22 protein-coding genes and 1 other annotated feature are annotated in these 25,053 nt (G+C 53.7%); of the genes, 17 read left to right on the forward strand and 5 right to left on the reverse strand.

Annotated elements, in window-relative coordinates:
- Entirely contained in the window at positions 1-729 is a 729-nt protein-coding gene (locus JCR24_RS05435) for a YwiC-like family protein (RefSeq protein ID WP_238980233.1), read from the forward strand.
- Between the two features lie 333 nt (positions 730-1,062).
- Here JCR24_RS05435 and JCR24_RS05440 read toward each other — a convergent pair whose 3' ends face one another.
- Positions 1,063-1,749, reverse strand: coding sequence for a Crp/Fnr family transcriptional regulator (locus tag JCR24_RS05440; protein WP_238980234.1), 687 nt, complete (start codon positions 1,747-1,749; stop codon positions 1,063-1,065).
- A 323-nt stretch (positions 1,750-2,072) separates the two neighbouring features.
- Here JCR24_RS05440 and argC point away from each other — a divergent pair, with 323 nt between their 5' ends.
- The 9 genes from argC (at position 2,073) to clpB (ending at position 14,594) form a co-directional block, all read left to right on the forward strand.
- Positions 2,073-3,107, forward strand: coding sequence for an N-acetyl-gamma-glutamyl-phosphate reductase (argC, locus tag JCR24_RS05445; RefSeq protein ID WP_238980235.1), 1,035 nt, complete (start codon positions 2,073-2,075; stop codon positions 3,105-3,107).
- A gap of 17 nt (positions 3,108-3,124) precedes the next feature.
- Complete coding sequence (gene argJ / locus JCR24_RS05450; protein ID WP_014195157.1) at positions 3,125-4,357, forward strand: bifunctional ornithine acetyltransferase/N-acetylglutamate synthase; 1,233 nt, start codon at positions 3,125-3,127, stop codon at positions 4,355-4,357.
- Between the two features lie 12 nt (positions 4,358-4,369).
- Entirely contained in the window at positions 4,370-5,149 is a 780-nt protein-coding gene (gene argB / locus JCR24_RS05455; protein WP_238980236.1) for an acetylglutamate kinase, read from the forward strand.
- A gap of 3 nt (positions 5,150-5,152) precedes the next feature.
- The gene (locus JCR24_RS05460) at positions 5,153-6,313 is read left to right on the forward strand and encodes an acetylornithine transaminase (RefSeq protein WP_238980237.1); all 1,161 of its coding nucleotides are present in this window, start codon (positions 5,153-5,155) and stop codon (positions 6,311-6,313) included.
- 88 nt (positions 6,314-6,401) lie between these two features.
- On the forward strand, positions 6,402-7,466 hold the full coding sequence (locus tag JCR24_RS05465; RefSeq protein WP_014195160.1) for a carbamoyl phosphate synthase small subunit: 1,065 nt from the start codon (positions 6,402-6,404) through the stop codon (positions 7,464-7,466).
- The gene (locus JCR24_RS05470) at positions 7,459-10,587 is read left to right on the forward strand and encodes a carbamoyl-phosphate synthase (glutamine-hydrolyzing) large subunit (RefSeq protein WP_238980238.1); all 3,129 of its coding nucleotides are present in this window, start codon (positions 7,459-7,461) and stop codon (positions 10,585-10,587) included. Before JCR24_RS05465 ends, JCR24_RS05470 begins: the two co-directional genes overlap by 8 nt.
- On the forward strand, positions 10,584-11,522 hold the full coding sequence (gene argF, locus JCR24_RS05475; RefSeq protein WP_069304055.1) for an ornithine carbamoyltransferase: 939 nt from the start codon (positions 10,584-10,586) through the stop codon (positions 11,520-11,522). Before JCR24_RS05470 ends, argF begins: the two co-directional genes overlap by 4 nt.
- A gap of 190 nt (positions 11,523-11,712) precedes the next feature.
- Entirely contained in the window at positions 11,713-11,892 is a 180-nt protein-coding gene (locus tag JCR24_RS05480; RefSeq protein WP_011230299.1) for a YjzC family protein, read from the forward strand.
- Between the two features lie 107 nt (positions 11,893-11,999).
- A complete protein-coding gene (gene clpB, locus JCR24_RS05485; protein WP_238980239.1) occupies positions 12,000-14,594 on the forward strand; it encodes an ATP-dependent chaperone ClpB in 2,595 nt (864 codons plus the stop codon).
- Positions 14,595-15,059: 465 nt separating this feature from the next.
- On the opposite strand, the gene JCR24_RS05490 is transcribed toward clpB, so the two are convergent.
- Positions 15,060-15,248 carry a YjzD family protein gene (locus JCR24_RS05490; protein ID WP_011230302.1) on the reverse strand — a complete coding sequence of 63 codons (189 nt, stop codon included), beginning with the start codon at positions 15,246-15,248 and terminating at the stop codon, positions 15,060-15,062.
- A gap of 133 nt (positions 15,249-15,381) precedes the next feature.
- Between JCR24_RS05490 and JCR24_RS05495 the strand changes: the two genes are divergently transcribed.
- A complete protein-coding gene (locus tag JCR24_RS05495) occupies positions 15,382-16,122 on the forward strand; it encodes an alpha/beta fold hydrolase (RefSeq protein WP_020753723.1) in 741 nt (246 codons plus the stop codon).
- Between the two features lie 163 nt (positions 16,123-16,285).
- Here JCR24_RS05495 and JCR24_RS05500 read toward each other — a convergent pair whose 3' ends face one another.
- Positions 16,286-16,534, reverse strand: coding sequence for a hypothetical protein (locus JCR24_RS05500; protein WP_015374147.1), 249 nt, complete (start codon positions 16,532-16,534; stop codon positions 16,286-16,288).
- Positions 16,535-16,820: 286 nt separating this feature from the next.
- Between JCR24_RS05500 and JCR24_RS05505 the strand changes: the two genes are divergently transcribed.
- From JCR24_RS05505 to JCR24_RS05525, 5 genes are all read left to right on the forward strand, one after another.
- Entirely contained in the window at positions 16,821-17,753 is a 933-nt protein-coding gene (locus JCR24_RS05505; protein ID WP_011230305.1) for a beta-ketoacyl-ACP synthase III, read from the forward strand.
- A 42-nt stretch (positions 17,754-17,795) separates the two neighbouring features.
- On the forward strand, positions 17,796-19,034 hold the full coding sequence (gene fabF / locus JCR24_RS05510; protein ID WP_238980240.1) for a beta-ketoacyl-ACP synthase II: 1,239 nt from the start codon (positions 17,796-17,798) through the stop codon (positions 19,032-19,034).
- 144 nt (positions 19,035-19,178) lie between these two features.
- The gene (locus tag JCR24_RS05515) at positions 19,179-19,982 is read left to right on the forward strand and encodes a DUF2268 domain-containing putative Zn-dependent protease (RefSeq protein ID WP_238980241.1); all 804 of its coding nucleotides are present in this window, start codon (positions 19,179-19,181) and stop codon (positions 19,980-19,982) included.
- Positions 19,983-20,118: 136 nt separating this feature from the next.
- On the forward strand, positions 20,119-20,325 hold the full coding sequence (locus JCR24_RS05520; protein ID WP_015374150.1) for a YuzI family membrane protein: 207 nt from the start codon (positions 20,119-20,121) through the stop codon (positions 20,323-20,325).
- An 85-nt stretch (positions 20,326-20,410) separates the two neighbouring features.
- On the forward strand, positions 20,411-21,151 hold the full coding sequence (locus tag JCR24_RS05525) for a YjbA family protein (RefSeq protein ID WP_069304058.1): 741 nt from the start codon (positions 20,411-20,413) through the stop codon (positions 21,149-21,151).
- Positions 21,152-21,212: 61 nt separating this feature from the next.
- Here JCR24_RS05525 and trpS read toward each other — a convergent pair whose 3' ends face one another.
- The gene (gene trpS / locus JCR24_RS05530) at positions 21,213-22,199 is read right to left on the reverse strand and encodes a tryptophan--tRNA ligase (protein WP_020753715.1); all 987 of its coding nucleotides are present in this window, start codon (positions 22,197-22,199) and stop codon (positions 21,213-21,215) included.
- A gap of 50 nt (positions 22,200-22,249) precedes the next feature.
- Positions 22,250-22,482, reverse strand: a binding site (T-box leader).
- Positions 22,483-22,532: 50 nt separating this feature from the next.
- On the reverse strand, positions 22,533-22,907 hold the full coding sequence (locus JCR24_RS05535) for a DUF3899 domain-containing protein (RefSeq protein WP_238980242.1): 375 nt from the start codon (positions 22,905-22,907) through the stop codon (positions 22,533-22,535).
- 424 nt (positions 22,908-23,331) lie between these two features.
- Between JCR24_RS05535 and JCR24_RS05540 the strand changes: the two genes are divergently transcribed.
- The gene (locus tag JCR24_RS05540; protein ID WP_238980243.1) at positions 23,332-24,984 is read left to right on the forward strand and encodes a peptide ABC transporter substrate-binding protein; all 1,653 of its coding nucleotides are present in this window, start codon (positions 23,332-23,334) and stop codon (positions 24,982-24,984) included.
- Positions 24,985-25,053: the final 69 nt, after the last annotated feature.

Consider the following 25,053-nt stretch of genomic DNA (forward strand, 5'->3'; position numbering starts at 1 on the left):
ATGGAGAACAAAAGCAAATGGGTGATGCCAAAACAGCACGGCGCCTGGGCGATGCTCATCATCCCGTTTTGGCTCGGGGCGTACGCCGGTGGGCTTTCGTGGATTCACGCGCCGCTCTTTGTCGCCTGGCTTGCGCTCTATTTGGCGACGTATCCGCTCTTGATGGCGGTGAAAACGAAGCGGAACGACCCGTACGTGCCCGCCGCCGCCCGCTATGGCGCCATCGCCGTCGTGGGGCTTGTCGTCTCCCTTTGGCAGCAGCCGGCGCTTTTCTACTTCGGGCTCGCCATGACGCCGTTTTTCCTCGTCAACACCTACTACAGCAAGAAAAAGAACGAACGCGCCTTTTGGAACGACGCGGCGGCCATCGCGGCGTTTTGCGTCGGCGGCCTTGCCGCCTTTTACGCCGGACGCGGGGAGTTGACGCTTGAAGCGTTTGAACTCGCCTTGTTTTCCTTCCTCTTTTTCATCGGCAGCACGTTTTACGTCAAGACGATGATTCGGGAAAAGAAAAATGAACGGTACAAATGGCTGTCATGGGGCTACCACGCCTTGTTGATCGTTGGCCTCATCGCCATCGGCGAGTCGTTCGCCGTTTTGGCCTACGCTCCGAGCGTCATCCGCGCCGTCTATTTATATGGCAAGTCGCTGCCGATCATGAAACTCGGCATGCTGGAAATCGCCAACGCGGCGTACTTTTTCATCGCGATGATCGTGCTTTACTCTTGAACGAACCCCAAACGGGAGGCGGCCATGACCGTTTGGGGTTTTTCGTTTGGTTAGGCGGGATTGCTTTTTCATTGGAGACGATGGCCGTCTGAGTTGGATGGATCGGGATATGGTGAAGTAAGGTGCGGTGTGAATGATTGCTCCGAAAAGAGCAAAAGGGGCTGACTCAAAAGCCCCCTTTTTGGTGAAATTTAACCGAAGTATGTGAAAGAGACCACCTCTGAAACCCTTGGTTTTACCGGGTTTTTCGTGGTGGCCTGTTTTTCCATGTCGCCCTAAATAGGAACATTACCGCTCTTTTCGGTCAGCTCCTTTTTTTGCCGCACCCGCCCGTCAGTCAATGCGGCACAGCTCGGGCGGGCAGCCTTCGCAGGCGATTTCGTCGCGCAAATATTGCAAGTTGTGGACGCAAATTTTTCCTTTTTGCACGGAGATGACGCCTTTTTTCCGCAAATCGCCGAGCATGCGGTTGACGACTTCGCGGGCGGTGCCGCAAAAATTGGCGAGCTCTTGGTTCGTAAGAGGCACGTCGATCAAAATGCCGTCTTCTTTCATGACGCCGTAGCTGTTGCACAAACGGATGAGCGTTGAATAGAGCGCTCCTTTTTTGCCGTGTAAAATCAAGTCGCGGAATTTCGTCTGCGTTTTGCGGAAATGGAGGCTCATCCATTTCATCAACTCGATCGCCAGCGTCGGATTGTTGGCAAGTTCTTGTTCGAGCGTCTCGCGCTTAATGGCGGAAACGACGCCGTCTTCCAGCACTTTCGCCGTCAGCATGTAGCGGGCGCCAGGGCAAAACAGTGTCAGCTCGCCGATCAAATCTCCTTGGCTGCAAATGCGCAGCGCGAGCTCCTGTCCGTCCATGTCCATTTTGCTGATTTGGATTTTCCCCGATTGGATATAGTAAATATCGTCTGCTTTTTCCCCTTCTTGAAACAAGTACGTTCCCTTCTCAAGGCGAAGATCGCGCCCAAGCGGTGTAAGCCACTTCTGCCATTCACGAGATTCAATCTCGTTCATCCGATCACAACCTTACGTAAAATGTATCGCTATCTAAAAGTGTACAGGAAAAAAGAGGGAAGTCAATATAAGGATAGTGGAAAGATTGAAAACTTGTTGAACATCGATGGAATCGTTTGTGAAAGTCTTTGCATCCCGAGGACATGAGGGCGATGGAGTCAAGGATGCACCTTGGCTGCCGGGACAAATCGGTATTCGTTTCCCATAGACTTAGGGAGGGGCAAGAAAAAAATCCTCGAAAATTATTAAATATACATTTGATTTTATTTTTATACAGTATTATAATGAGAACTACATGAGGCATACGGGTGAGGGGGAACATGATGAACGTAGCCATTATCGGGGCGACGGGGTACAGCGGCGCGGAGTTGTTCCGCTTGTTGCACGGGCATCCGCATGTGAGCCGCTGCGACGTTTTCTCGTCGTCGCAGGACGGGGTTCATGTATCGGAAAGTTTCCCGCACGTCGGTTCGGTCGATGGTGCGGTGTTGCATAAACTTGAAATCGAGGCGCTTTCCCGTTACGATGCGGTCTTTTTCGCCACGCCGCCCGGGGTGTCCGGGGAGTGGGCGCCGGCGCTCGTGGATCGGGGAGTGAAAGTGATCGATTTATCCGGGGATTTCCGTTTGAAAGACGGAGCGGTGTACGAACAATGGTACGGACGCGAGGCGGCGCCAGCGGAATATTTGCAAAAGGCGGTGTACGGGCTGACCGAGTGGAATCGGGAGGCGGTGCGCGAGGCCGTGCTCCTATCCAACCCGGGCTGTTATCCGACGGCGACGCTGCTTGGCCTGGCGCCGCTTGTCAAAGAAGGATTGATTCAGGAAGATTCGATCATCGTTGACGCCAAGTCCGGCGTATCGGGCGCGGGGCGGAAAGCAGGGCTTGGGACGCATTTTTCCGAAGTGAACGAAAACGTGAAAATTTATAAAGTGAACGTCCATCAGCACATTCCGGAAATTGAGCAAACGCTGCAAACGTGGAATGAAGCGATGGAGCCAATTACGTTCAGCACCCATTTGATTCCGATGACACGGGGCATTATGGCGACGATCTATGCGAAGGCGAAACAACCGATTTCGCCAAACGACTTGGTAGATTTATATAAAACAAGTTATGAAGGTTCACCGTTTGTCCGCATCCGTCAACTTGGACAGTTTCCAGCGACAAAAGAAGTGTACGGCTCAAATTATTGCGACATCGGCCTCGCCTACGATGAACGGACGGGACGGGTGACGGTCGTGTCAGTGATCGACAACTTGATGAAAGGCGCTGCCGGGCAGGCGGTGCAAAACTTCAATTTGATGATGGGGTGGGATGAGGCTGAGGGCCTCCAATCCTTGCCGATCTATCCGTGAGGGAAGGGGAACGAACAATGACAGCAACGAAACAAACGGCGCAAGTAACGGCGGTCGCCGATGGAACGGTCGTCACGCCGAAGGGATTTCAAGCGGCTGGGGTGCACGCCGGGCTGCGCTATTCGAAAAAAGATTTAGGGGTTATTCTATGCGACGTGCCGGCTTCGGCGGCGGCGGTGTATACGCAAAGCCATTTCCAGGCGGCGCCGCTCAAAGTGACGCAGGCGAGCCTCGCTGTAGAACAAAAATTGCAGGCGGTCATCGTCAACAGTGCATGCGCGAACGCCTGCACCGGCGAGCAGGGGCTCAAGGACGCCTATGAAATGCGCGAGCTGTGCGCGAAACAGTTTGGCCTGGCGCTGCACCATGTGGCCGTCGCTTCAACGGGCGTGATCGGGGAATATTTGCCGATGGAAAAAATTCGCGCGGGCATCGAAAAGCTTGTTCCAGGGGCGACGATGGCGGATGCTGAGGCGTTTCAAACGGCGATTTTAACGACGGATACGGTGATGAAGCGCGCCTGTTACCAAACGACCGTCGATGGGAAAACGGTCACCGTCGGCGGGGCGGCGAAAGGATCGGGGATGATCCATCCGAACATGGCGACGATGCTCGCGTTCATTACGACCGATGCCAACATCTCTTCGGCGGTGCTGCATGATGCGCTCCGGTCGATTACCGATGTATCGTTCAATCAAATTACCGTCGATGGCGATACGTCGACGAATGACATGGTTGTGGTGATGGCAAACGGTCTTGCTGGAAATGACGAGCTGACGCCGAATCATCCGGATTGGGAACACTTTTACGAGGCGCTGCGGAAAACGTGCGAAGACTTGGCGAAGCAAATCGCCAGAGACGGCGAGGGGGCGACGAAGCTCATTGAAGTGCGCGTGCGCGGCGCGAAAACGGACGATGAGGCGAAAAAAGTCGCCAAGCAAATCGTTGGCTCCAACTTAGTGAAAACGGCCGTTTACGGCGCGGATGCCAACTGGGGGCGGATCATCGGCGCGATCGGCTATGCGGACGCTGACGTTGATCCGGACAATGTTGATGTCGCGATCGGGCCGATTGTGATGCTGAAAGGAAGCGAGCCGCAGCCGTTCTCGGAAGAAGAAGCGACGGCGTATTTGCAACAAGAGACGGTCGTCATTGAGGTGGATTTGCACTTGGGCGATGGCTTCGGCGTCGCGTGGGGCTGCGACTTGACGTACGATTATGTGAAAATCAACGCCAGCTATCGGACGTAAGGAGAGAGAACGATGGGGAAAACGGTCGTCATCAAATGCGGCGGCAGCGTGCTCGATGAGCTGTCTCCCGCCTTTTTTGCCAGCGTCAGAACGATGCGGGAACAAGGGATGGATGTCGTCATCGTCCACGGCGGCGGGCCGGAAATCGGGCAAATGTTGAAAAAACTGGCGGTGCCGAGCGAGTTTGTCAACGGCTTGCGGAAAACGACGAAAGAGGTGCTTGCCGTTGTGGAAATGGTGCTCTCCGGCAAAGTGAACAAACAGCTTGTGGCGATGCTCAGGCAGAACGGCTTGCCGGCGGTCGGCGTTTCCGGCGTGGACGGGGGGCTGCTTGAAGCAGAACCGATCGACTTGGCCAAACTCGGCTATGTCGGCCGTGTGAAAACCGTTCGTTCCCAGCTGTTGCGCACGCTGCTTGCGGCGGGCTACATCCCGGTCATTTCCCCGCTTGGCATCGACCAAAACGGGCAAACGTACAACATTAACGCCGACACGGCCGCCGGGGCGGTCGCAGCGGCCATCGGCGCCAGCCAGCTCGTGTTTGTGACGAACGTGCCCGGCATTTTGCGAGACGGCGCGCTCGTGGCCGAGGCGACGGCGGAAATGATTGAACGACTGATCGAAGACGGCGTCATCACGGGCGGGATGATCCCGAAAGTGCAAGCGGCGCTCTCCGCCCTATCCGATGCGCTGCCGGAAGTGATGATCGTCAGCGGCAAAACGACGTTTTATCAGAACGGAACATGGTATGGGACAACGATTCGGAAAGAAAACGAAGTGGGGGTCTACTAAATAATGAGCGCGCTATTTCCGACTTACAACCGTTGGAATATCGCCGTCCAGTCGGCCGAAGGGACGGTGGTGACCGATGTAAACGGAAAACAATATCTCGACTTTGTCTCCGGCATTGCCGTCTGCAATCTCGGCCATCGCCATCCGCACGTCCAAAAGGCGATTGAAAAGCAGCTGAATCAATATTGGCACGTATCGAACTTGTTTATGATTCCCATTCAAGAAGAGGTCGCGTCCTTGCTTGTCGCCCACAGCGCCGGCGACTGCGTCTTTTTCTGCAATAGCGGAGCCGAGGCGAACGAAGCGGCGCTGAAGCTGGCGCGCAAACATACTGGGAGACACAAAGTCATTACGTTCCACCAGTCGTTTCACGGCCGGACGTTCGCGACCATGGCCGCGACCGGGCAGGAGAAAGTGCATAGCGGTTTTGGTCCGCTGCTTCCGGAATTCATTCACTTGCCGCTGAATGATGTCGACGCTCTCAAGCAGGCAATGAACGAAGAAGTGGCCGCGGTGATGCTTGAGGTCGTCCAAGGGGAAGGCGGCGTCCGCCCGGTGGATCCGGCGTTTTTGCAAATAGCGTCGGAGCTGTGTCAACAGCACGGGGCGCTTCTGATCATCGACGAAGTGCAAACCGGCATCGGCCGGACCGGGAAGCCGTTTGCGTACCAGCACTTTGATGTGGAGCCGGACATCATCACCGCAGCGAAAGGGCTTGGCAGCGGCATTCCGGTTGGGGCGATGATCGGCAAAGCGTTTTTGAAAGAATCGTTTGGACCTGGGGTGCACGGGTCGACGTTTGGCGGCAACCCGATCGCGATGGCCGCCGCCAAGGCGACGTTAGAAGTGGTGTTCGATCCGGTATTTTTGCAAGAAGTGCAGGAGAAAGGCCGCTATTTGCTTGAGCGCCTCCATGACGCGCTCGCCCCGCTTGACATCGTCAAGGACGTGCGCGGGCTCGGGCTGCTTGTCGGGGTCGAGTGCCAAACGGACGTCGCGCCGCTGTTGCCATTGATTCATGAAAACGGCTTGCTTGTCCTCTCGGCGGGGCCGAAGGTGATCCGCCTGCTGCCGCCGCTTGTGGTGACGAAAGCGGAAATCGATGAAGCGGTGGACATTTTAACAAACGTGTTGAACAACGCCAACGCCTCAGCTGTCTTGTAAACGGACGGCCGATGGCTTAATTTTTATTCCTGTTCATGCATAAAAATTCTTGAACGGTTATAAAAACTCAAACGATGAGGTGGCGCCAATGAAAGCGTACTTGCATGTGGCGAGCGGAAAAACGTTCAGCGGCGAGCTCGCCGCTCCGCTTGAAGAAAAGGTGAGCGGGGAGATCGTTTTTTTCACCGGCATGACCGGTTATCAAGAAGTGTTGACCGACCCGTCGTATAAAAACCAAATCATCGTTTTTACGTACCCGCTGATCGGCAATTATGGCATTAATGAAGACGATTTTGAAAGCAAGCGGCCGCACGTCGAAGCGGTCGTCGTCTACGAAGCGAGCGGCACAGGATTTCATTACGGGGCGAAATACAGCTTGGCAGAATACTTGCAGCATTGGAACATTCCGCTTCTCACGCACGTGGACACGCGCGCCCTTGTGAAAGAAATCCGCACCGCTGGGACGATGATGGCGGAATTAAGTTTGTCGCCGATTCCAGCAGTTGCTGATGAGGAAGCGGCGTTTCCAGTGCGCGCGGTGTCAACGAAAACGATCGAAACATACGGCGAAGCCGGGCCGCATTTGGTGCTCATCGATTTCGGCTATAAAAAGTCGATTTTGCAGTCGCTCCTTGCACGCGGCTGCCGGGTGACGGTCGTGCCGCATGATACGGCGCCGGAAGCGATTGACGCGCTGAAACCGGACGGGCTTGTCCTCTCGAACGGCCCGGGCGATCCGAAACAGTTAAGCCATCAGCTTCCCGCTATCCGTCAGCTGATCGACCGGTATCCGACGCTTGCGATTTGCCTTGGCCATCAGCTTGTCGCCTTAGCGTACGGGGCGGATACGGAAAAACTCCGCTTCGGGCACCGCGGCGCCAATCAGCCGGTGTGGGACGCCGGGAAGCAAAAAGTGATGATGACATCGCAAAATCATAGTTACGTCGTCAAAGAGGAAAGCTTGGCGGGCAAGCCGTTTGACATCCGCTTCATCAACGTCAACGACGGCTCGGTCGAAGGCATCGTCCATCGCCATAAACCGATTTTGTCGGTGCAATACCATCCGGAGGCGCATCCGGGGCCGCAAGATACCGGCTATATTTTCGACGAATTTTTGCAAACCGTGTTCAAGGGAGAGAACGTGTATGCCTAAAGATTCTTCGCTTCAGTCGATTCTCCTGATCGGGTCGGGGCCGATTGTCATCGGCCAGGCCGCCGAGTTTGATTATTCCGGCACACAAGCGTGCATCGCCTTAAAGGAAGAAGGATATCGCGTCATTTTAGTGAACAACAATCCGGCGACGATCATGACCGATGAAGTTCATGCCGATGCCGTGTATTTTGAACCGCTCACCGTCGATGCGGTCGAAGCGATTATTGCCAAAGAACGCCCGGACGGGCTGCTCGCCACGTTCGGCGGCCAGACAGGGCTCAACTTGGCGTTTCAGCTGCATGAAGCCGGCGTGCTTGAAAAGTATGGGGTGAGACTGCTCGGAACACCGATTGAAGCGATCAAGCGCGGGGAAGACCGCGAAGCGTTCCGCGCGTTAATGCATGAGCTTGGCGAACCGGTGCCGGAGAGCGAAATTGTCACAAGCGTTGAGGAAGCGGTCGCGTTTGCCGAACAAATCGGTTTTCCGATCATTATTCGTCCCGCGTATACGCTCGGCGGGACGGGCGGCGGCATTGCCGAAAACATGGAGCAGTTTCTCGCGCTCGTGGAAAAAGGGCTGGCCGAAAGCCCGATCCGCCAATGTTTGATCGAACGGAGCGTCGCCGGGTTTAAAGAAATTGAATACGAAGTGATGCGCGACCAGTCGAATACGTGCATCACGGTTTGCAATATGGAAAACGTCGATCCAGTCGGCATCCACACGGGCGATTCGATCGTCGTCGCACCGTCGCAGACGTTGACCGATGAGGAGTACCAAATGCTCCGTTCGTCGGCGGTGAAGATCATTTCCGCATTAGGGATCATCGGCGGCTGCAACATTCAGTTCGCCCTTGACCCGAACAGCAAACAATATTACTTAATCGAAGTCAACCCGCGCGTCAGCCGCTCGTCAGCGCTCGCCTCGAAAGCGACCGGCTACCCAATCGCCCGCATTGCGGCGAAGCTGGCGGTTGGCTATACGCTCGCGGAACTCGTCAATCCGGTGACGAAAACGACGTACGCCAGCTTCGAGCCGGCCTTGGACTACGTCGTCGTCAAGTTTCCGCGCTTGCCGTTTGACAAGTTCCCGCACGCGGATCGGAAGCTCGGTACGCAAATGAAAGCGACCGGGGAAGTGATGGCGATCGACCGCAACATGGAGCGAGCGTTCCAAAAAGCGGTGCAGTCGCTCGAAGGAAAAAACAACGGACTGTTTTTGCCGGAGCTTTCGGCGAAAACGGATGACGAGCTGAAACAGCTGCTTGTCGACAAAGACGACCGCCGCTTTTTCGCCATTTTGGAACTGCTCCGCCGCGGGGTGGCGGTCGAAGCCATTCACGAATGGACGAAAATCGACCGCTTTTTCCTTGCTTCGTTCGAACGGCTCGTGGCGCTCGAAAAACAGGCGGCAGCCACCACGATCGATACGATCGATGAGCCGACGTTGCGCTTCTTGAAAGAAAAAGGGGCAAGCGACGCCTTTTTGGCCGAAACGTGGGGCGTGACGGAGCTTGATGTGCGCAACAAGCGGAAGGAACTTGGCATCGTGCCGTCATACAAAATGGTCGACACGTGCGCGGCCGAATTTCATTCGGAAACGGATTATTACTACTCAACCTATTTCGGCGAAGACGAGCGGAAGAAAGCGAGCGGCAAGGAGAAAGTGCTGATCATTGGAGCTGGACCCATTCGCATCGGCCAAGGCATTGAGTTTGACTACAGCTCCGTTCATAGCGTGTTCGCCTTGCAAAAAGAAGGCTATGAAACGGTGATGATCAACAACAATCCAGAAACCGTCAGCACGGACTTTGCCGTCGCCGACCGCCTTTACTTTGAGCCACTTACCTTAGAGAGCGTCTTGGATGTCATTGAAGCGGAACAAATCAAGCATGTCATCGTTCAGTTTGGCGGACAGACGGCGATCAATTTGGTCAAAGGACTCGAAGAAGCAGGTGTGCCGCTGCTTGGCGTCACGTACGATATGATTGACCAGCTTGAGGATCGCGATCGTTTTTACCAGTTGCTCGAGGAGCTTGACATCCCGCACGTACCGGGCTTGATGGCGAACAACGCCGAGGAGCTCGCCGCCAAAGCGGCCGAGATCGGCTGCCCGGTGCTGCTTCGCCCGTCGTATGTCATCGGCGGCCGCGGCATGTTTATCGTCCATAGCGAGGCGCAGCTCGCCGCTTTGATTGAGCAAGGCGAGTTGACATATCCGATTTTGATCGATGCGTATTTGGACGGGAAAGAGGCGGAGGCCGACATCGCCACGGATGGGACGGACATTTTACTGCCGACGATTATCGAACATGTCGAAAAAGCCGGCGTCCACTCCGGCGACAGCTATGCTTGGCTGCCGGCGCAGACGCTCACAGACGAAGAAAAAGCGAAAATCATCGACTATGCGGGTCGGATTGCGAAAAAACTTGGCTTTAAAGGAATCATGAACATTCAATACGTCATTGCGGACGGCAATGTATACGTCCTGGAAGTGAATCCGCGCGCCAGCCGGACGGTGCCGATCGTCAGCAAAACGACCGGCGTGCCATTGGCGCAAATTGCGACAAAGTTATTGCTTGGGAAATCACTCGTCGACATCGTTGACGAAAAAGCTCGCGGATTGGCGGTCATGCCGTACGCCGTGTTAAAGTATCCGGTCTTTTCGACCCATAAGCTGCCCGGGGTTGACCCGATGGTTGGACCGGAGATGAAATCGACCGGTGAAGGCATCAGCATCGCTGCGACGAAGGAAGAAGCGGCGTACAAAGCGTTTTACGCGTACTTGCGAAAGAAAGCAAACGCCAATGAAATGTATGTGATTGGCGGCATCGATGAGACGCTGGCCGCGGAAATCGAAGCGAAACAGCTTGTGATCGTGTCAGATGTCCCGTTTGCCGATTGGGTGAAGCGCGACACGGCGCTCGCGGTGATCAACTTGGGCAAAGAGGAAGACGAGGCAAACAAACGAATGACTGCGTTGTCCCGACAATTGCTCGTCTTCACGGAACGTGAGACATTGAAGCTCTTCTTGCAGGCGCTCGATGTGGATCATCTTGATGTGCAGCCGATCCACGGCTGGTTGGAAAAGAAAAAACAGGCAGAACAGGCGGTGATCGCATGAATGCAGTGATGTCATTAAAAGGGAGAGATTTTTTAACGCTGCTCGATTTTTCAACAGACGAAATTATGGACTTGTTGGCGCTAGCAGCCGATTTAAAAGCGAAACAAAAAGCCGGCGTGCCGTATGCGCCGCTTTCCGGCAAAACAATGGCGATGATTTTTGAAAAGCCCTCAACGCGCACGCGCGTGTCGTTTGAAGTCGGCATGATCCAGCTTGGCGGCCAGGCGATGTATTTAAACGGCAACGATTTGCAGCTTGGCCGCGGTGAAACGATTGCGGATACGGCGCGCGTCTTGTCGCAATACGTCGATGTCATTATGATTCGGACGTTTGCCCATCAAAAAGTCGAGGAATTGGCCGAGTATGCGTCCGTTCCGGTCATCAACGGCTTGACGGACGATGATCATCCGTGCCAGGCGCTGGCGGATTTGCTGACGATTTACGAAGCGAAGAAAACGTTCCAAGGCGTCAAACTCGCCTATGTCGGCGACGGCAACAACGTCGCCAACGCCTTGCTTGCGGCCGCAGCAAAAGTGGGAATGGATATTTTCATTGCCTGTCCGCCAGGCTATGAGCCGAAGGAGGAATACGTCGAGGCAGCGCGCCAGATCGGCGAGAAAACCGGAGCAACAGTTGTTGTGACGCACGACCCGCTTGAGGCAGTGGCCGGAGCGGATGCGATTTATACGGACGTATGGACGAGCATGGGCCAAGAAAGCGAAAGCGCCGAGCGGCTTCAAGTGTTCCAGCCGTACCAAGTGAATGAAGAGCTCGCCAAAGCGGCCAAACCCGATTACCTCTTTTTGCATTGCCTGCCGGCCCATCGAGGCGAAGAAGTGACGGCCGGCGTCATGGACGGCCCGAACTCGGTCGTATTTGAGCAGGCCGGCAACCGGCTTCATGCCCAAAAAGCGATTTTAGTGTCGATCCTATAGGAAAAAGGAATTCCCGTTTCGGGAGTTCCTTTTTCGTTCTTTGCAAGGAAAAGGATTTTCATGAGAAAAAACGTTTTTATTGTGAAGGCTTGACGCTCCGTGTGCGGCGGCCCCATCATTTCCCTTCTTATGAACAGCGGCAAAACCGGGAATGCTAACAAATGCAATCGAAGCAAGGGGGATGAAACAAATGGGCCAACCGCGCCATTTCAAACCAGGGGATAAAGCGCCAAACAACGGCGTGTACATTGAAATCGGCGAAACGGGCGACAATGTAAAACACCCGAAAAAGCTGAAACTGAAAGCCGGCGATACGTTCCCGGAAACGTCGAACCATAATCGGCATTGGACGTATTTGCGCAAACCGTGAAGTACAACAAAAGCCATTCCAAGTATGGAGTGGCTTTTGATTTGCCGTGTGCTTCGCGATCGGCTATAATGATTTATGGTCAAAGAAGGTCAAATGGAGGGAACGGCATGGACGCAAGCCGTTTGACGGAAAAACTGCAAGAGGCGCTGATGGCGGCGCAGTCGCTCGCCAAAGAACGACATCATCAACAGCTTGATGTCGAGCATCTCCTGATTGCGCTGCTCGAACAAGAAGGCGGCCTGGCGCCGCGACTCGTGGAGCTTTCCGGCGCCGACAAGGAAAAGGCCGCTGACTGGCTTCGCAGCCAGCTTCGCCAAAAGCCTGAAGTGCATGGGGCGGACGGGCAGCTGTATGTTGCGCCCGCCTTAGCGCGGCTGCTTGAGGAGGCGGAAAACGAAGCGAAGCGAATGCAAGACGAGTACATATCGGTCGAACATGTGCTGCTCGCGTTGCCTCATGGCGCCGAGCCGGTCGCTCGGCAGCTGGCGTCGTTTGGACTGACGAAGGAAGCACTATTAGCGGCAGTGAGAAACGTAAGGGGGAATCAACGCGTGACGAGTCCACATCCGGAAGCAACCTATGAAGCGTTGGCAAAATACGGGCGCGACCTTGTCGCGGAAGCGAAAGCGGGAAAAATCGACCCGGTCATCGGCCGCGACAGTGAAATTCGCCGCATCATCCGCATTTTGTCGCGGAAGACGAAAAACAACCCGGTGTTGATCGGCGAGCCGGGCGTCGGGAAGACCGCTATTGTCGAAGGGCTCGCTCAACGCATCGTGCGCAAAGACGTCCCGGAAGGGCTGAAAGACAAAACGATTTTCGCTCTTGATATGAGCGCGCTCGTCGCCGGAGCAAAGTTTCGCGGTGAATTTGAAGAACGGCTGAAAGCGGTGCTCAATGAAATCAAAAAAAGCGACGGCCGCATCATTTTATTTATTGACGAACTGCATACAATCGTCGGCGCCGGCAGAGCGGAAGGGGCGATTGACGCCGGCAATATGCTCAAGCCGATGCTTGCCCGCGGCGAGTTGCGCTGCATCGGGGCGACGACGCTTGATGAGTACCGGCAATACATCGAAAAAGACCCGGCGCTCGAGCGCCGCTTCCAACAAGTGCTTGTCCAAGAGCCGAGTGTCGAGGACACGATTTCGATTTTGCGCGGATTGAAAGAACGGTATGAAGTGCACCATGGAGTGAAAATCCACGATCGCGCGCTCGTCGCGGCCGCCGTTTTGTCCGACCGTTACATCTCTGACCGCTTTTTGCCTGACAAAGCGATCGATTTGGTCGATGAAGCGTGCGCGACGATCCGGACGGAAATGGAATCGATGCCGTCGGAGCTGGACGAAGTGATGCGCCGCGTCATGCAGCTTGAAATTGAAGAGGCGGCCTTAAGCAAAGAAACGGATGAAGCGAGCCGCGAGCGGCTTGTGGCATTGCAAAAAGAACTTGCCGATTTGCGTGAAAAGGCGAACGCCATGAAAGCGCAATGGCAAAAAGAAAAAGAGGCGCTTGACCGCGTCCGCCGTTTGCGCGAGGCGCTCGAGCGGGCAAAACGCGAACTGGAAGAGGCGGAAAACGAGTATGATTTAAACAAGGCGGCGGAGCTTCGCCATGGCCGCATTCCGCAGTTGGAAAAGCAACTCAAACAGCTCGAGCAAGAAATCAGTGAGCAAAGTGAAGGGAAATTGCTGCGCGAGGAAGTGACGGAAGAAGAGATTGCCGAAATCGTGTCACGCTGGACGGGCATTCCGCTCACCCGCCTCGTCGAGGGAGAGAGAGAAAAGCTGCTTCGCCTTCATGAATTGCTGCATAGACGGGTCATCGGTCAAGACGAAGCGGTCGAGCTTGTCGCTGACGCCGTCTTGCGGGCGCGGGCCGGCATGAAAGACCCGAACCGCCCGATCGGATCGTTTTTGTTCCTCGGACCGACCGGCGTCGGCAAAACGGAGCTGGCCAAAGCGCTCGCCGAGGCGCTGTTTGACAGCGAGGAGCAGCTCATCCGTCTTGACATGTCCGAGTATATGGAAAAACACGCCGTCTCCCGCTTGATCGGAGCGCCGCCTGGCTATGTCGGCTATGAGGAAGGCGGCCAGCTGACCGAGGCAGTGCGGCGCAAGCCGTATTCCGTTCTGTTGTTCGATGAAATCGAAAAAGCTCATCCGGAAGTGTTCAATATCCTGCTGCAGCTGCTGGATGACGGACGGCTCACCGATTCGCAAGGGCGGACGGTCGACTTTAAAAACACGGTCGTCATTATGACATCGAACATCGGATCGCCGCTGTTGTTGGAAAACAAACAGGGCGACATCGATGAAGAAACGCGCAAACAAGTGTTTGACCAACTGCGCGCCCATTTCCGCCCAGAATTTTTAAACCGGATCGACGATATCGTCTTGTTTAAGCCATTGTCGATGAATGAAGTGAAAGGCATCGTCGAAAAGTTCGCCCGCGAGCTGTCGGCCCGTTTGGCCGATCGGCATATCGAACTCGTGCTGACCGAAGCAGCGAAGCAATACATCGCCGAAGCGGGCTTCGACCCAGTATACGGCGCCCGCCCGCTCAAACGGTTTATGCAAAAGCAAATCGAAACGCCGCTTGCGAAAGAGCTGATCGCTGGGCGGGTGAAAGATTACAGCACCGTCACGGTCGATGTTGACAACGGGCAGATCGTCATTCGTCCGTCGGCGCAAACGAGCTGAAGGGGGCGCCGCCGACGCGGAGAGACGTGCTTCCTGTCTGCCGGGTTGGTCGCATTGTTTGAGCATGGACGGAAAACACAAGTCTAGATCAATAGGGATGGAATGCTCCTCCATTGACACCTATATAGATGCAACGAAAAAGTTTAACATATCCTTGATGGAAAAGTCGCTTGTCCATTTTTCGACTGTCGAAGGCAAGCCACAGGCTTGCCTCCGTCACGCCAAGGCGTGACGGAAGACCCGAACAACCACCCGCTTCACAGACCCATAACCCATACATGGGTCTGAAAGCGGCGTTGTTCGGTCGCCCGACAGTCGATCAAATGCTCGGTAAAAGCTACAAATGTTAAAGCTTCAAATTGCATCTATATATAGGTGTTGAAGTGGGAGGATTCTCGGTTAAAGATGACAAAAAACAACGCCTTGGGACTTTCACCCCAAGGCGTTGTCTTATGAAGCGAATGATCAATGATGGTGATCCCCGGCCGGCTCGTCCGGAATCAGGGCTGCAATCACGAAGACTAAGATCGTCACGATGACGCCAAGCAAAGCACCGGTTGCGAAGTTATAGCCGATCCCTTGCATCGAGCCCATGACGTACGTTGCCATTTGCACGAGCAAAAACGTCCAAAAAAACGTCCAAAACAAGCGCATCTTTGTTCCTCCCATCTTCTCGTCATTCCTTTTCTTATCTTATCACAATTTGTCGCGTAGGCATATACCCGGACGTTTTTTTTGGCCGCGCATATCGTATACTGTACCATTATGCATTGCCAAACAAGGGTGAATGGAAACGATGGCAGGACAACGGCGGTTTTTTCAACTCGATGAGCAATGGTGCATCGTTCACGTGCCGGAGCGCCCAAATGGGTTTGCCCTTTTTTTAATGGGCGACGGCGACCATTTTGTGAACGAACAGACGAGTTTTTGGCTCGAACATCCGGGGCGGCGCCAATGGCTGGGAGATTGGTTGAAACGTGGGTATACGGTCTTTTCGTCCCATTTGTACGGCCGGCATTGGGGAAGTCCGAAAGCGGTCCGGCTGGCGCGCCAGCTCATTTACTCGGTGTTGAAAAGCGAAATTGTGAACCAGCGCATCTATATCGTTGCCGAAGGAATGGGCGCGCTCGTTGCCTTGCAACTGCTTGGCGCCATGCCAAGTCAAATCCGCGCCGTCGCCATGATCAACCCTTGCCTTGACGTACGCGCCCAGCTTGACTATGAACAAGAACATCCATTCGTGTACCGGCGGATGGTGAGGGAAATCGCGACTGCCTATGGCTTGAAAGAAGAAGAGGTGCCGGAGGCTGTTCCGTCCCTCTTTCTCAGTCCTCATGACGTTCCGGTGACGATTTGGCAGCTGGCCGGAGTGAGCCCGTATCCATCCGCCTTGCATAGCCGTAAATATGAACAATGGATGAAAACGACAAACAACCGGGTGCGCGTCGTTTACGAGCTGCCGGAGAAACGGCGCCAACTGGCTCGGCAAATCGGGCAATTTTTCTGCCAATACAATGAACTCCCGTAAACGATAAGGGCAGGAGCTGACTCAAAAGCTCTTTTTGATGAAATTTCACCCAAGTATTGAAAAGACCACCTCTGACCCCTTGGTTGTACCGGGTTTTCAAGGTGGTCTATTTTTCCATGTTGCCTCAGATAGGGGTATTACCGCTTTTTTGGATCAGCCCCTGCTATTTTTTCAATAAGTCGACGAGCGAGGTGATCTTTTTCACGAGCGGTTTTAATTGTTGCCATGAGTCGGCTAGCGTATTGACGTTTTCAAACAGCTTCATGAAATCGATGTTCGGCAGTAAAGGCGGTTCTGCCCCGCTCCCTTGATCTTCGCGCTCGCCGGTTGCGCGAGAAGGAAAAGATCCGAACATTAGACGGGAAAAATGGTCTTGCCGTTCGCGACGTTGTTGCGCTTCGCCGTTGGCCATGGGCGATCCTCCCTTTCATGCGATGGTTGCTCGTATTTGTATTGCTTTCATGCGATGGTTGCTCGTATTTGTATTGTATGGCAGAAAGGAAAAAGCGGTTTGGACAAATGCCTTAGGGGAACGGAAAGCGCTCGTTCAACTTTCGTTTTCTATTGCGCATCCACGCTCTTTCGGCTAAAATTAGTACCAAGTAATAATAATTGGTGATGTATACTGATTGTACATTCAAGTTTGGTTGTCAGCGTGAGCATTTTTTCGCCATTTTGGGAAAGAGGAGATGGACCATATGGGAGCAGGAATTATCGGGGTCGGCCGCTATGTGCCGGAGAAAGTGTTGACCAACTTTGATTTGGAAAAAATGATGGATACATCGGATGAATGGATCCGAACGCGCACTGGGATCGAGGAGCGCCGCATCGCCGCGGATGACATTGATACGTCCGATATGGCGTATTTTGCCGCCAAAAGGGCGCTTCAAGACGCTGGCATGGAGGCGAAGGACATTGATCTCATTTTAGTTGCCACTGTCACCCCGGACCGTCCGTTTCCGTCGGTCGCTTGCATGCTGCAAGAGCGGCTTGGCGCCGTCAACGCCGCTGCGCTTGATATTAGCGCTGCCTGCGCGGGGTTTATGTACGGGATGGTCACGGCCGCCCAATTTATTGACACAGGCGCCTACAAGTATATATTAGTAGTGGGGGCAGACAAACTATCGAAAATCACCGATTGGACCGACCGCAACACGGCGGTGCTGTTCGGCGACGGCGCCGGAGCGGTCGTCATGGGTCCGGTGTCGCCCGGGCGCGGGATTTTATCTTTCGAGTTGGGAGCTGACGGAACAGGAGGAAAACATTTATACAAAGACGAATATATCGTCATGAACGGCCGTGAAGTATTCAAGTTCGCCGTCCGGCAAATGGGAGAATCAAGCGTGCGTGTGCTTGAAAAAGCCGGGCTCACGAAAGACGATGTCGACTTTCTCATTCCGCATCAAGCGAACATTCGCATCGTCGAAGCGGCCAGACAGCGGCTCGAGCTGCCAGAAGAGAAAATATCGACAACCATCCGTCGATATGGCAACACGTCGGCCGCATCTATTCCGATTTCGCTTGTAGAAGAGTTGGAAGCGGGCAAAATCCATGACGATGATCTCATCATTATGGTCGGCTTCGGCGGCGGGCTGACGTGGGGCGCGATCGCTTTGCGCTGGGGCCGTTAACGGCACGTATATTATCGAAATAAAAAAGGAGAGACGGAAACGATGGAAAAAAGACGAGTCGTCGTGACAGGCATAGGCGCCGTCACCCCGCTTGGGAATGACGCAGAAACGACGTGGAAAAACATCATCGCCGGCCAGTCCGGCATCGACATTGTCACTCGCGTCAATCCGGACGACTTTCCGGCGAAAGTGGCGGCGGAAGTGAAAGACTTCGATCCGTCGCTGTTTATCGACCGCCGCGAGGCGCGGAAGATGGACCGATTTACCCAATTCGCCGTCGCGGCGGCGCTCATGGCGGTCAAAGATGCCAATCTCGACATTCATGAAAGCAACGCTGAACGGGTCGGCGTCTGGATTGGTTCTGGCATCGGCGGCATGGAGACGTTTGAACAGCAGTTTGAGATTTTCCAGCAGCGCGGTTATCGCCGAGTGAGCCCGTTTTTCGTGCCAATGATGATCCCGGATATGGCCGCTGGGCAAGTATCGATCATCCTCGGAGCGAAAGGGATCAATTCGTGCACGGTGACCGCTTGCGCGACCGGGGCGAACTCGATCGGTGATGCGTTTAAAGTCATTCAGCGCGGCGACGCCGATGTCATGATCACCGGCGGGACGGAAGCGCCGATTACGAAAATGTCGTTCGCCGGTTTTTGCGCCAATACGGCTCTTTCAACCAATCCAGATCCAAAAACGGCGAGCCGCCCATTTGACAAAAACCGCGACGGTTTCGTCATGGGTGAGGGAGCAGGCATCGTTGTTCTTGAGGAATTGGAGCACGCGTTGCGCCGCGGCGCGAAGATTTACGCCGAAATTGTCGGTTACGGCGCGACCGCTGATGCGTACCATATCACCGCGCCGGCGCCGGGCGGCGAAGGCGGCGTGCGGGCGATGCGCCAGGCGCTTCAAGACGCTGGCCTGAAGCCGGAGGAGATCGATTACATCAACGCCCACGGCACGAGCACCGAGTACAATGATAAGTATGAGACGGCGGCGATCAAAGAAGTATTCGGCGATCATGCCTATAAGCTCGCTGTCAGCTCGACGAAGTCGATGACCGGGCATTTGCTCGGGGCGACCGGCGCGGTGGAAGCCATTTTCTCCGTGCTGGCGATCCGCGACGGCATCATTCCGCCGACGATCAACTACGAAACACCGGATCCGGAATGCGACCTCGACTATGTGCCGAATGAAGCGCGCAAGCAAGACGTGCGTGCGGTCTTAAGCAACTCATTTGGATTTGGCGGCCATAATGCGACATTGATTTTTCAAAAATACGCGTAATGGATGAAAAGGAGAGCCTTGGTTGAGCAGAGCTGAAAACGCGTGACTAACGGCGGGTTCGGTTCAGCGTCAGGCTCTCTTTTTTGTTTTGTTTCACCGTCTTTTCCCTGCCGACATAACGTAAGAGAAAAGGAGGGAAAAGCGATGGGATTGCTTCCGACCGATCGATGGCTGGAAGAGGATGAAGGCGATCCGCTCCGGTTGTGCGCACGGTTGGCGCCGCTTTTTGGCAAGATGCCGGCGCGTGAGATTTACAGCTATTTACGGCTGTATGGCATGTACCGAAGCACTCGACAGGCCGAGCGGCTTTTGCCGGAGATGAAAGAGCGCCGTCTTTGGGAACGTCTTGGCCGTTTGTATGAACGGCAACGGGGGATATGGAAGGGGCCAGACGTTCCGGTATGTTTGCTGCCGGCCGATGACGAAAACTGGAAGCTTGCGCGCGAGTTTCAAGGAAAAGGCGGGGTGGCGTTTGCTGATAAATTGTTTTTCTTCTTGCTGCCTGATCATTGCGACGAGGAGATCGCCGCGTTGGTGGCGCATGAATACAACCATGTATGCCGTCTCAAGCAGTTGCCGAACGAAGGCGAAGATGCGACGTTGCTGGATGCCGTCGTGATGGAAGGATTGGCGGAGCATGCCGTCGCCGAGACAGTCGGCGCCGAACAGTGTGCGGGATGGACGAAGTATTACACCGATCGGGAGATGGAACGGTTTTGGCGGCGTTATATTGTCCCGAACCAACATTTGCCCGTTTCGCATCCGCATACTTCCCGCATTTTGTACGGGCTTGGATGGCATCCGAAAATGGGGGGCTATGCCGTTGGGTATGCCATCATCCGTCGTTGCCTAGAAAGAGGCTATTCGCTCGCCCAATTGATGAAGATGGAAGCGAAAGGCATCGCGGAGTTGGCGGGCTTTTCAGGCAAACAGCAAGGAGCGTCTTAGCTCGAAACCGCATGGCGACCGCCGCTGTCCGGTTATCACAAGAATCTTAGGGGCATCGGGCGCAAACAGGCATGTTGTCCATGGCGCCGACATATATGTAGAACAAGGACGTGGACAAGAAGGAAGGGAAAGCCCGGTGGTCCGCCTGTTTTTTTATTTGGTCGGTTTCGGTTTTTCAGTCGTCGGCGGCATGATGGTGATCGCTTATTTAAACATCATCACCCCAGAGCGTGGTTTTCACGAATACTTGTCTTATATTTCGACAAGGGTGGAATGTTATTTATTCCCTATTGGCCTTCTTTTGATGTGGGGGAGCTTGACGTTTCCAAGCCGCAGCTCCTAGAGGGGAAAAGAGGACGAAATGGAATAAAATTCTCCCCCTCTGCCTATACTGATGGACAAACACGTCTGGAAGTGAGGGGTCTCGCATGCTTTATCTGCACGACATTTGGGTCAATTGGTTTGAAGGAGAAGAGAACGGATACAACGTCTGCCATTTCCATGAATGGCGCAAGGACGATCAAATCGAGCTGCTCGACCAAGTGCCGCTGTTAAAAGTATCCCCGGCCCTGTTTCATTACATTGAAAACAGCTTGTCCGATCTTCCAAAACCGCTGCTAGACGATGTGCATCAGAAGGCGTATGTCCGCAAAAACCATGAACGCATTCAGCTGGACTATTGTTTCGTTGTCACGGACGGCGCCGGCGTTTTGGCTGTCGATACAATCGGTTATCAAATCCCGATTCGCAAAAGCCGTCTCATTCCGCGTCAGGAACAACTCGTCTACGAAATGGCGGCCGAAGCGGAGGAACGGGACTATCCGCTGCCAAGGTATGAAAAAGAATACCACATTTTATCGCCGGCTCCGGAACTGATGTGCGGACTCACGCGCAAAGAGCGGCAGTTGAAACAGCTGTTGTTTATGGCGCTTGACCAGCTTTATTCGACAAAAAATACTGCCCAGATGCGCTATTGGTATACGGAATGGGCGCCGGAAAAATACGCCGCTATTCAAAACATGTCTTTTGATGAAGCGTGGGAACAATTGTATAACGAGACGAAATACGGGTGGTCCGAACGGCATGAGCAGCTGTGCGAAAACTTGATCAAAGGGCAGCCATTTTTCGAAAAACTGTGGGAAATGGAGCAAGAACCAAAAGTCAATTAAAAAACGGGCCAAGGCGATAGGCGCCTGCCCGTTTTTGTATGGCTTCGCTGGATGCGGCTATTTACCGCCGCCGCCCGAGCCCCATGGCATGCTCCATTTTGCGCACCATTTCCGATGCAACCCGATTTGCTTTTTCCGCCCCTTCATCCAACACGCGGTCAAGCTCCTCGCTTTCCATCCAATGGTGATACCGCTCTTGAATCGGTCGAAGCGTTTCGATGACGACTTGAGCGAGGTCGGCTTTGAAGACGCCGTATCCTTTTCCTTCGTATTGCCGCTCCAACTCCTCGATCGATTGACCGGATAGCGTCGAATAAATATTGAGCAAGTTCGAAATGCCCGGCTTTGCTTCTTTGTCGTAGCGAATCGTTCCTTCTGAGTCGGTGACCGCGCTTTTGATCTTCTTCTCGATCGTTTTCGCATCGTCAAGCAGTGTGATGTACGCTTTCGGGTTGGGGTCGGATTTGCTCATTTTTTTCGTCGGGTCGACAAGCGACATGATGCGGGCGCCGACTTTCGGAATGCGCGCCTCAGGGATCGTGAACAGCTCGCCATACCGTTTGTTGAAGCGCTCGGCCAGATCCCGCGTCAATTCGATATGCTGCTTTTGATCATCGCCGACCGGGACGATGTCGGTGTTATAAAGCAAAATGTCAGCGGCCATCAGCGGCGGGTACGTGAGCAGTCCGGCGCTGACCGCCTCTTTGCCGGCCGATTTTTCTTTAAATTGCGTCATCCGCTCAAGTTCGCCGATATAAACGATGCACTGCAGCATCCAAGCGGCTTGAGCGTGCGCCGGCACTTCTGACTGGATGAACAACGTCGCTTGCGTCGGGTCGATGCCGACTGCTAAATACAAAGCGGCGAGGCGGCGGATGTTTTGCCGCAGTTCGTGTGGGTCTTGCGGAACGGTAATGGCGTGTTGGTCAACGATGCAAAAATAGCAGTTGTATTCATGCTGCAGCTCGACAAACTGCCGCAGCGCCCCGATGTAGTTGCCAAGGGTGATGACGCCGCTTGGCTGAATGCCGGAAAAAATGGTTTTCATCGATCTTCACTCCCTCAAGCAAAAAATAAAAAAGGCCCCGCCATCCCTCTGATAGGGACGGTAGGACCGCGGTGCCACCCTACTTATTGCGCCGACAAGCGCAATCGCTCAACCCATGCTTAGCGCATGGCCCCCTGTAACGCGGGGAACGTCCCCGCCTACTGCGTCGCCGGTTCGGCGGGAAGCTCGAAAGCCCATTCCATATGGCTAGCCGCTTGTTCGCACCGTCCACAAGCTCTCTGAAGGCATCGCCATATGTACTTTTCTTTCTCATCGCTCGGTTTATTCGAGATTTGCCTTATATTATACGAAAAACATTCAGCTGTTGCAACCTTATTGCACGGCATATCCGGCGGCAATCATCGCCAGAAACAGAAGCAGACCAGAAAAGAGAAGCGGATACGTGATGGCGAAACGCCGCGGACCGAGCAGCTCATCCGATTCATGTTCTGCTGCCGCTTCCTCAAGATACCGCTCCACCCTCGCGCTGCTTCTGCGCAATCGGCGAAACCCGTATGCGAATCCGCTGAAAAACCCGCGTTCATAAACAAACAAAAGCCCGCCGAGCGACAGAGGCAAAAGGGAGAGCAAAAACGAAACGTTAATAAAAGCCACCGTACTCCATGCTCCTTGCCCTATTACGATGAGTGCGCTTGCCGCCAGCATCGCGGCGACGAGCCATCCAGTCCGCACAGCCGTTTGTTTCATATCGTCTGTTCCCGCCTTTCCCTTCTCACTGCTTATTTTATCATAAATCGTGTGGGCGGGAAGATTATCAAAATTATTAACAAAATTATATTAAAAAATATAGAAGAAATATGGAATTTAAGGAGGGATTTGCTTTGGAGCCAAGGGGAAGGGCAAAAAAATTATATTGTAAGCGTTTTCTTTTTTTCTGTAGCAGAAATTTTTTGTTTACAATTGCGGAAAAAGTCATTACAATGCAAATGTAAATGAATCCGATCCCTATCTTGTTTTTAATTAGTTTGAAATTTTTTTATTTAAGGAAATAAAAAAATCCTTTTCAAATATACTAACACAGGATATAATAAGCGATGTAAGTACAATCTTCTGAAACCAAATAGTTCAGAAGATTTGTAATACACTACATAAACCTAAGGGGGGTTTTTTAGTGAAGAAGCGATTTTCTTTCTTCCTCGTCCTGCTTCTCGCGCTGTCAACGTTCCTCGCGGCTTGCGGCGGGGGCAAGGACAACGACAACGCCCAAGGCGGCCAGGGCGGCGAAAAGCCGGCGGAGAAGAAGGAGCAGGTGCTGAACTTGCTTGAAATCCAAGAGATCCCGTCGCTTGATTCGGCGCTCGCCACTGATGCGGTGTCGTTCATTGTTTTGAACAACGTCATGGAAGGTCTGTACCGTTTAGGCAAAGACAACAAGCCGGTGCCAGGGATCGCGGAAAGCTATGAAGTGAGCCAAGACGGCAAAACGTATACATTCAAGCTTCGCAAAGATGCGAAATGGTCCAACGGCGATCCGGTGACGGCGCACGATTTCGAATTCGCCTGGAAGCGCGTGCTTGATCCGAAGACGAAATCGGAATATGCGTACATCATGTACGACATTAAAAACGCGGAAGAAGCCAACACAGGCAAGGTGCCGCTTGACCAAGTCGGCGTCAAAGCCCTTGATGACTACACCTTGAAAGTCGAGCTGAAAAACCCAGTTCCGTATTTCGTCGGCTTGACAGCGTTTGGCACGTTTATGCCGCAAAACGAAAAATTTGTCAAAGCTCAAGGCGACAAATATGGATTGGAAGCGAATACAACATTGTACAACGGCCCGTTCGTGTTGAGCGAGTGGAAGCACGAACAAGGTTGGGTATATACGAAAAACCCGAACTACTGGGACAAAGACAACGTCAAGCTGGAAAAAGTCAATGTGAAAGTCGTGAAAGACACGGCGACAGCCGTCAACTTGTATGAAACAAAACAAGCGGACCGCGTCGGCTTGACGGCGGAGTTCGTGGATAAGTACAAAAACGACAAAAACTTCCATACGAAATTGGATCCGTCGCTCTATTGGCTGCGCATGAACACGAAAAAAGAACCGTTGAACAACGTCAACGCCCGCAAAGCGATTGCGATGGCCATCGACACGCAAGCGATGGTCGATACGCTCTTGAACAACGGTTCGATTCCGGCGAAGTTCACCGTTCCGAAAGACTTCGTCACCGGTCCGGATGGCAAAGACTTCCGCGATGTGAATGGCGATTTGGTCAATTACAATCCGGATGAAGCGAAAAAATTGTGGGAGCAAGCGAAAAAAGAGCTGGGCAAAGACAAATTTACGCTTGAATTGCTGAACTATGACACCGACAACGCGAAGAAAATCGGCGAGTATGTGAAAGCGCAGCTTGAACAAAACTTGCCGGGCTTGACGATCAACATTAAGCAACAACCGTTTGCACAAAAACTGAAGCTCGAAAGCAACATGCAATATGATTTGTCGTTCTCCGGCTGGGGTCCGGACTATCAAGACCCAATGACGTTCCTGCAGCTTTGGACGTCGACAAGCCCGCACAACGAAACAGGCTGGTCGAATCCTGAGTACGACAAGCTGATCAAAGACGCGCAAACGACGCTTGCCAACGATCAGCAAGCTCGTTGGGATGCGATGCTGAAAGCAGAAAAAATCGTCTTTGAAGGAATGCCGATCGCTCCGCTGTACCAACGCGGCGCTGCCTATTTGCAACGCGAGTATGTCAAAGACTTCGTCACGCATACATTCGGCGCCGACTACAGCTTGAAATGGGCGTATGTCGAGTAATCCGTTGTTCTCTTGAAAATGCGGAGGAGAGTATATGCCTAGGCATATACTCTCCTTTTGCCTGCCAAG

Origin of the sequence: Geobacillus sp. YHL (assembly GCF_022341265.1) — a bacterium.
Lineage (GTDB): Bacteria > Bacillota > Bacilli > Bacillales > Anoxybacillaceae > Geobacillus > Geobacillus thermoleovorans.

Excerpts from the sequence above, each read along its gene's own strand:
- JCR24_RS05435 (WP_238980233.1), top strand. The coding sequence starts at position 1 with ATGGAGAACAAAAGCAAATGGGTGATGCCAAAACAGCACGGCGCCTGG.
- JCR24_RS05440 (WP_238980234.1), bottom strand. The coding sequence starts at position 1,749 with ATGAACGAGATTGAATCTCGTGAATGGCAGAAGTGGCTTACACCGCTT.
- argC (WP_238980235.1), top strand. The coding sequence starts at position 2,073 with ATGAACGTAGCCATTATCGGGGCGACGGGGTACAGCGGCGCGGAGTTG.
- argJ (WP_014195157.1), top strand. The coding sequence starts at position 3,125 with ATGACAGCAACGAAACAAACGGCGCAAGTAACGGCGGTCGCCGATGGA.
- argB (WP_238980236.1), top strand. The coding sequence starts at position 4,370 with ATGGGGAAAACGGTCGTCATCAAATGCGGCGGCAGCGTGCTCGATGAG.
- JCR24_RS05460 (WP_238980237.1), top strand. The coding sequence starts at position 5,153 with ATGAGCGCGCTATTTCCGACTTACAACCGTTGGAATATCGCCGTCCAG.
- JCR24_RS05465 (WP_014195160.1), top strand. The coding sequence starts at position 6,402 with ATGAAAGCGTACTTGCATGTGGCGAGCGGAAAAACGTTCAGCGGCGAG.
- JCR24_RS05470 (WP_238980238.1), top strand. The coding sequence starts at position 7,459 with ATGCCTAAAGATTCTTCGCTTCAGTCGATTCTCCTGATCGGGTCGGGG.
- argF (WP_069304055.1), top strand. The coding sequence starts at position 10,584 with ATGAATGCAGTGATGTCATTAAAAGGGAGAGATTTTTTAACGCTGCTC.
- JCR24_RS05480 (WP_011230299.1), top strand. The coding sequence starts at position 11,713 with ATGGGCCAACCGCGCCATTTCAAACCAGGGGATAAAGCGCCAAACAAC.
- clpB (WP_238980239.1), top strand. The coding sequence starts at position 12,000 with ATGGACGCAAGCCGTTTGACGGAAAAACTGCAAGAGGCGCTGATGGCG.
- JCR24_RS05490 (WP_011230302.1), bottom strand. The coding sequence starts at position 15,248 with ATGCGCTTGTTTTGGACGTTTTTTTGGACGTTTTTGCTCGTGCAAATG.
- JCR24_RS05495 (WP_020753723.1), top strand. The coding sequence starts at position 15,382 with ATGGAAACGATGGCAGGACAACGGCGGTTTTTTCAACTCGATGAGCAA.
- JCR24_RS05500 (WP_015374147.1), bottom strand. The coding sequence starts at position 16,534 with ATGGCCAACGGCGAAGCGCAACAACGTCGCGAACGGCAAGACCATTTT.
- JCR24_RS05505 (WP_011230305.1), top strand. The coding sequence starts at position 16,821 with ATGGGAGCAGGAATTATCGGGGTCGGCCGCTATGTGCCGGAGAAAGTG.
- fabF (WP_238980240.1), top strand. The coding sequence starts at position 17,796 with ATGGAAAAAAGACGAGTCGTCGTGACAGGCATAGGCGCCGTCACCCCG.
- JCR24_RS05515 (WP_238980241.1), top strand. The coding sequence starts at position 19,179 with ATGGGATTGCTTCCGACCGATCGATGGCTGGAAGAGGATGAAGGCGAT.
- JCR24_RS05525 (WP_069304058.1), top strand. The coding sequence starts at position 20,411 with ATGCTTTATCTGCACGACATTTGGGTCAATTGGTTTGAAGGAGAAGAG.
- trpS (WP_020753715.1), bottom strand. The coding sequence starts at position 22,199 with ATGAAAACCATTTTTTCCGGCATTCAGCCAAGCGGCGTCATCACCCTT.
- JCR24_RS05535 (WP_238980242.1), bottom strand. The coding sequence starts at position 22,907 with ATGAAACAAACGGCTGTGCGGACTGGATGGCTCGTCGCCGCGATGCTG.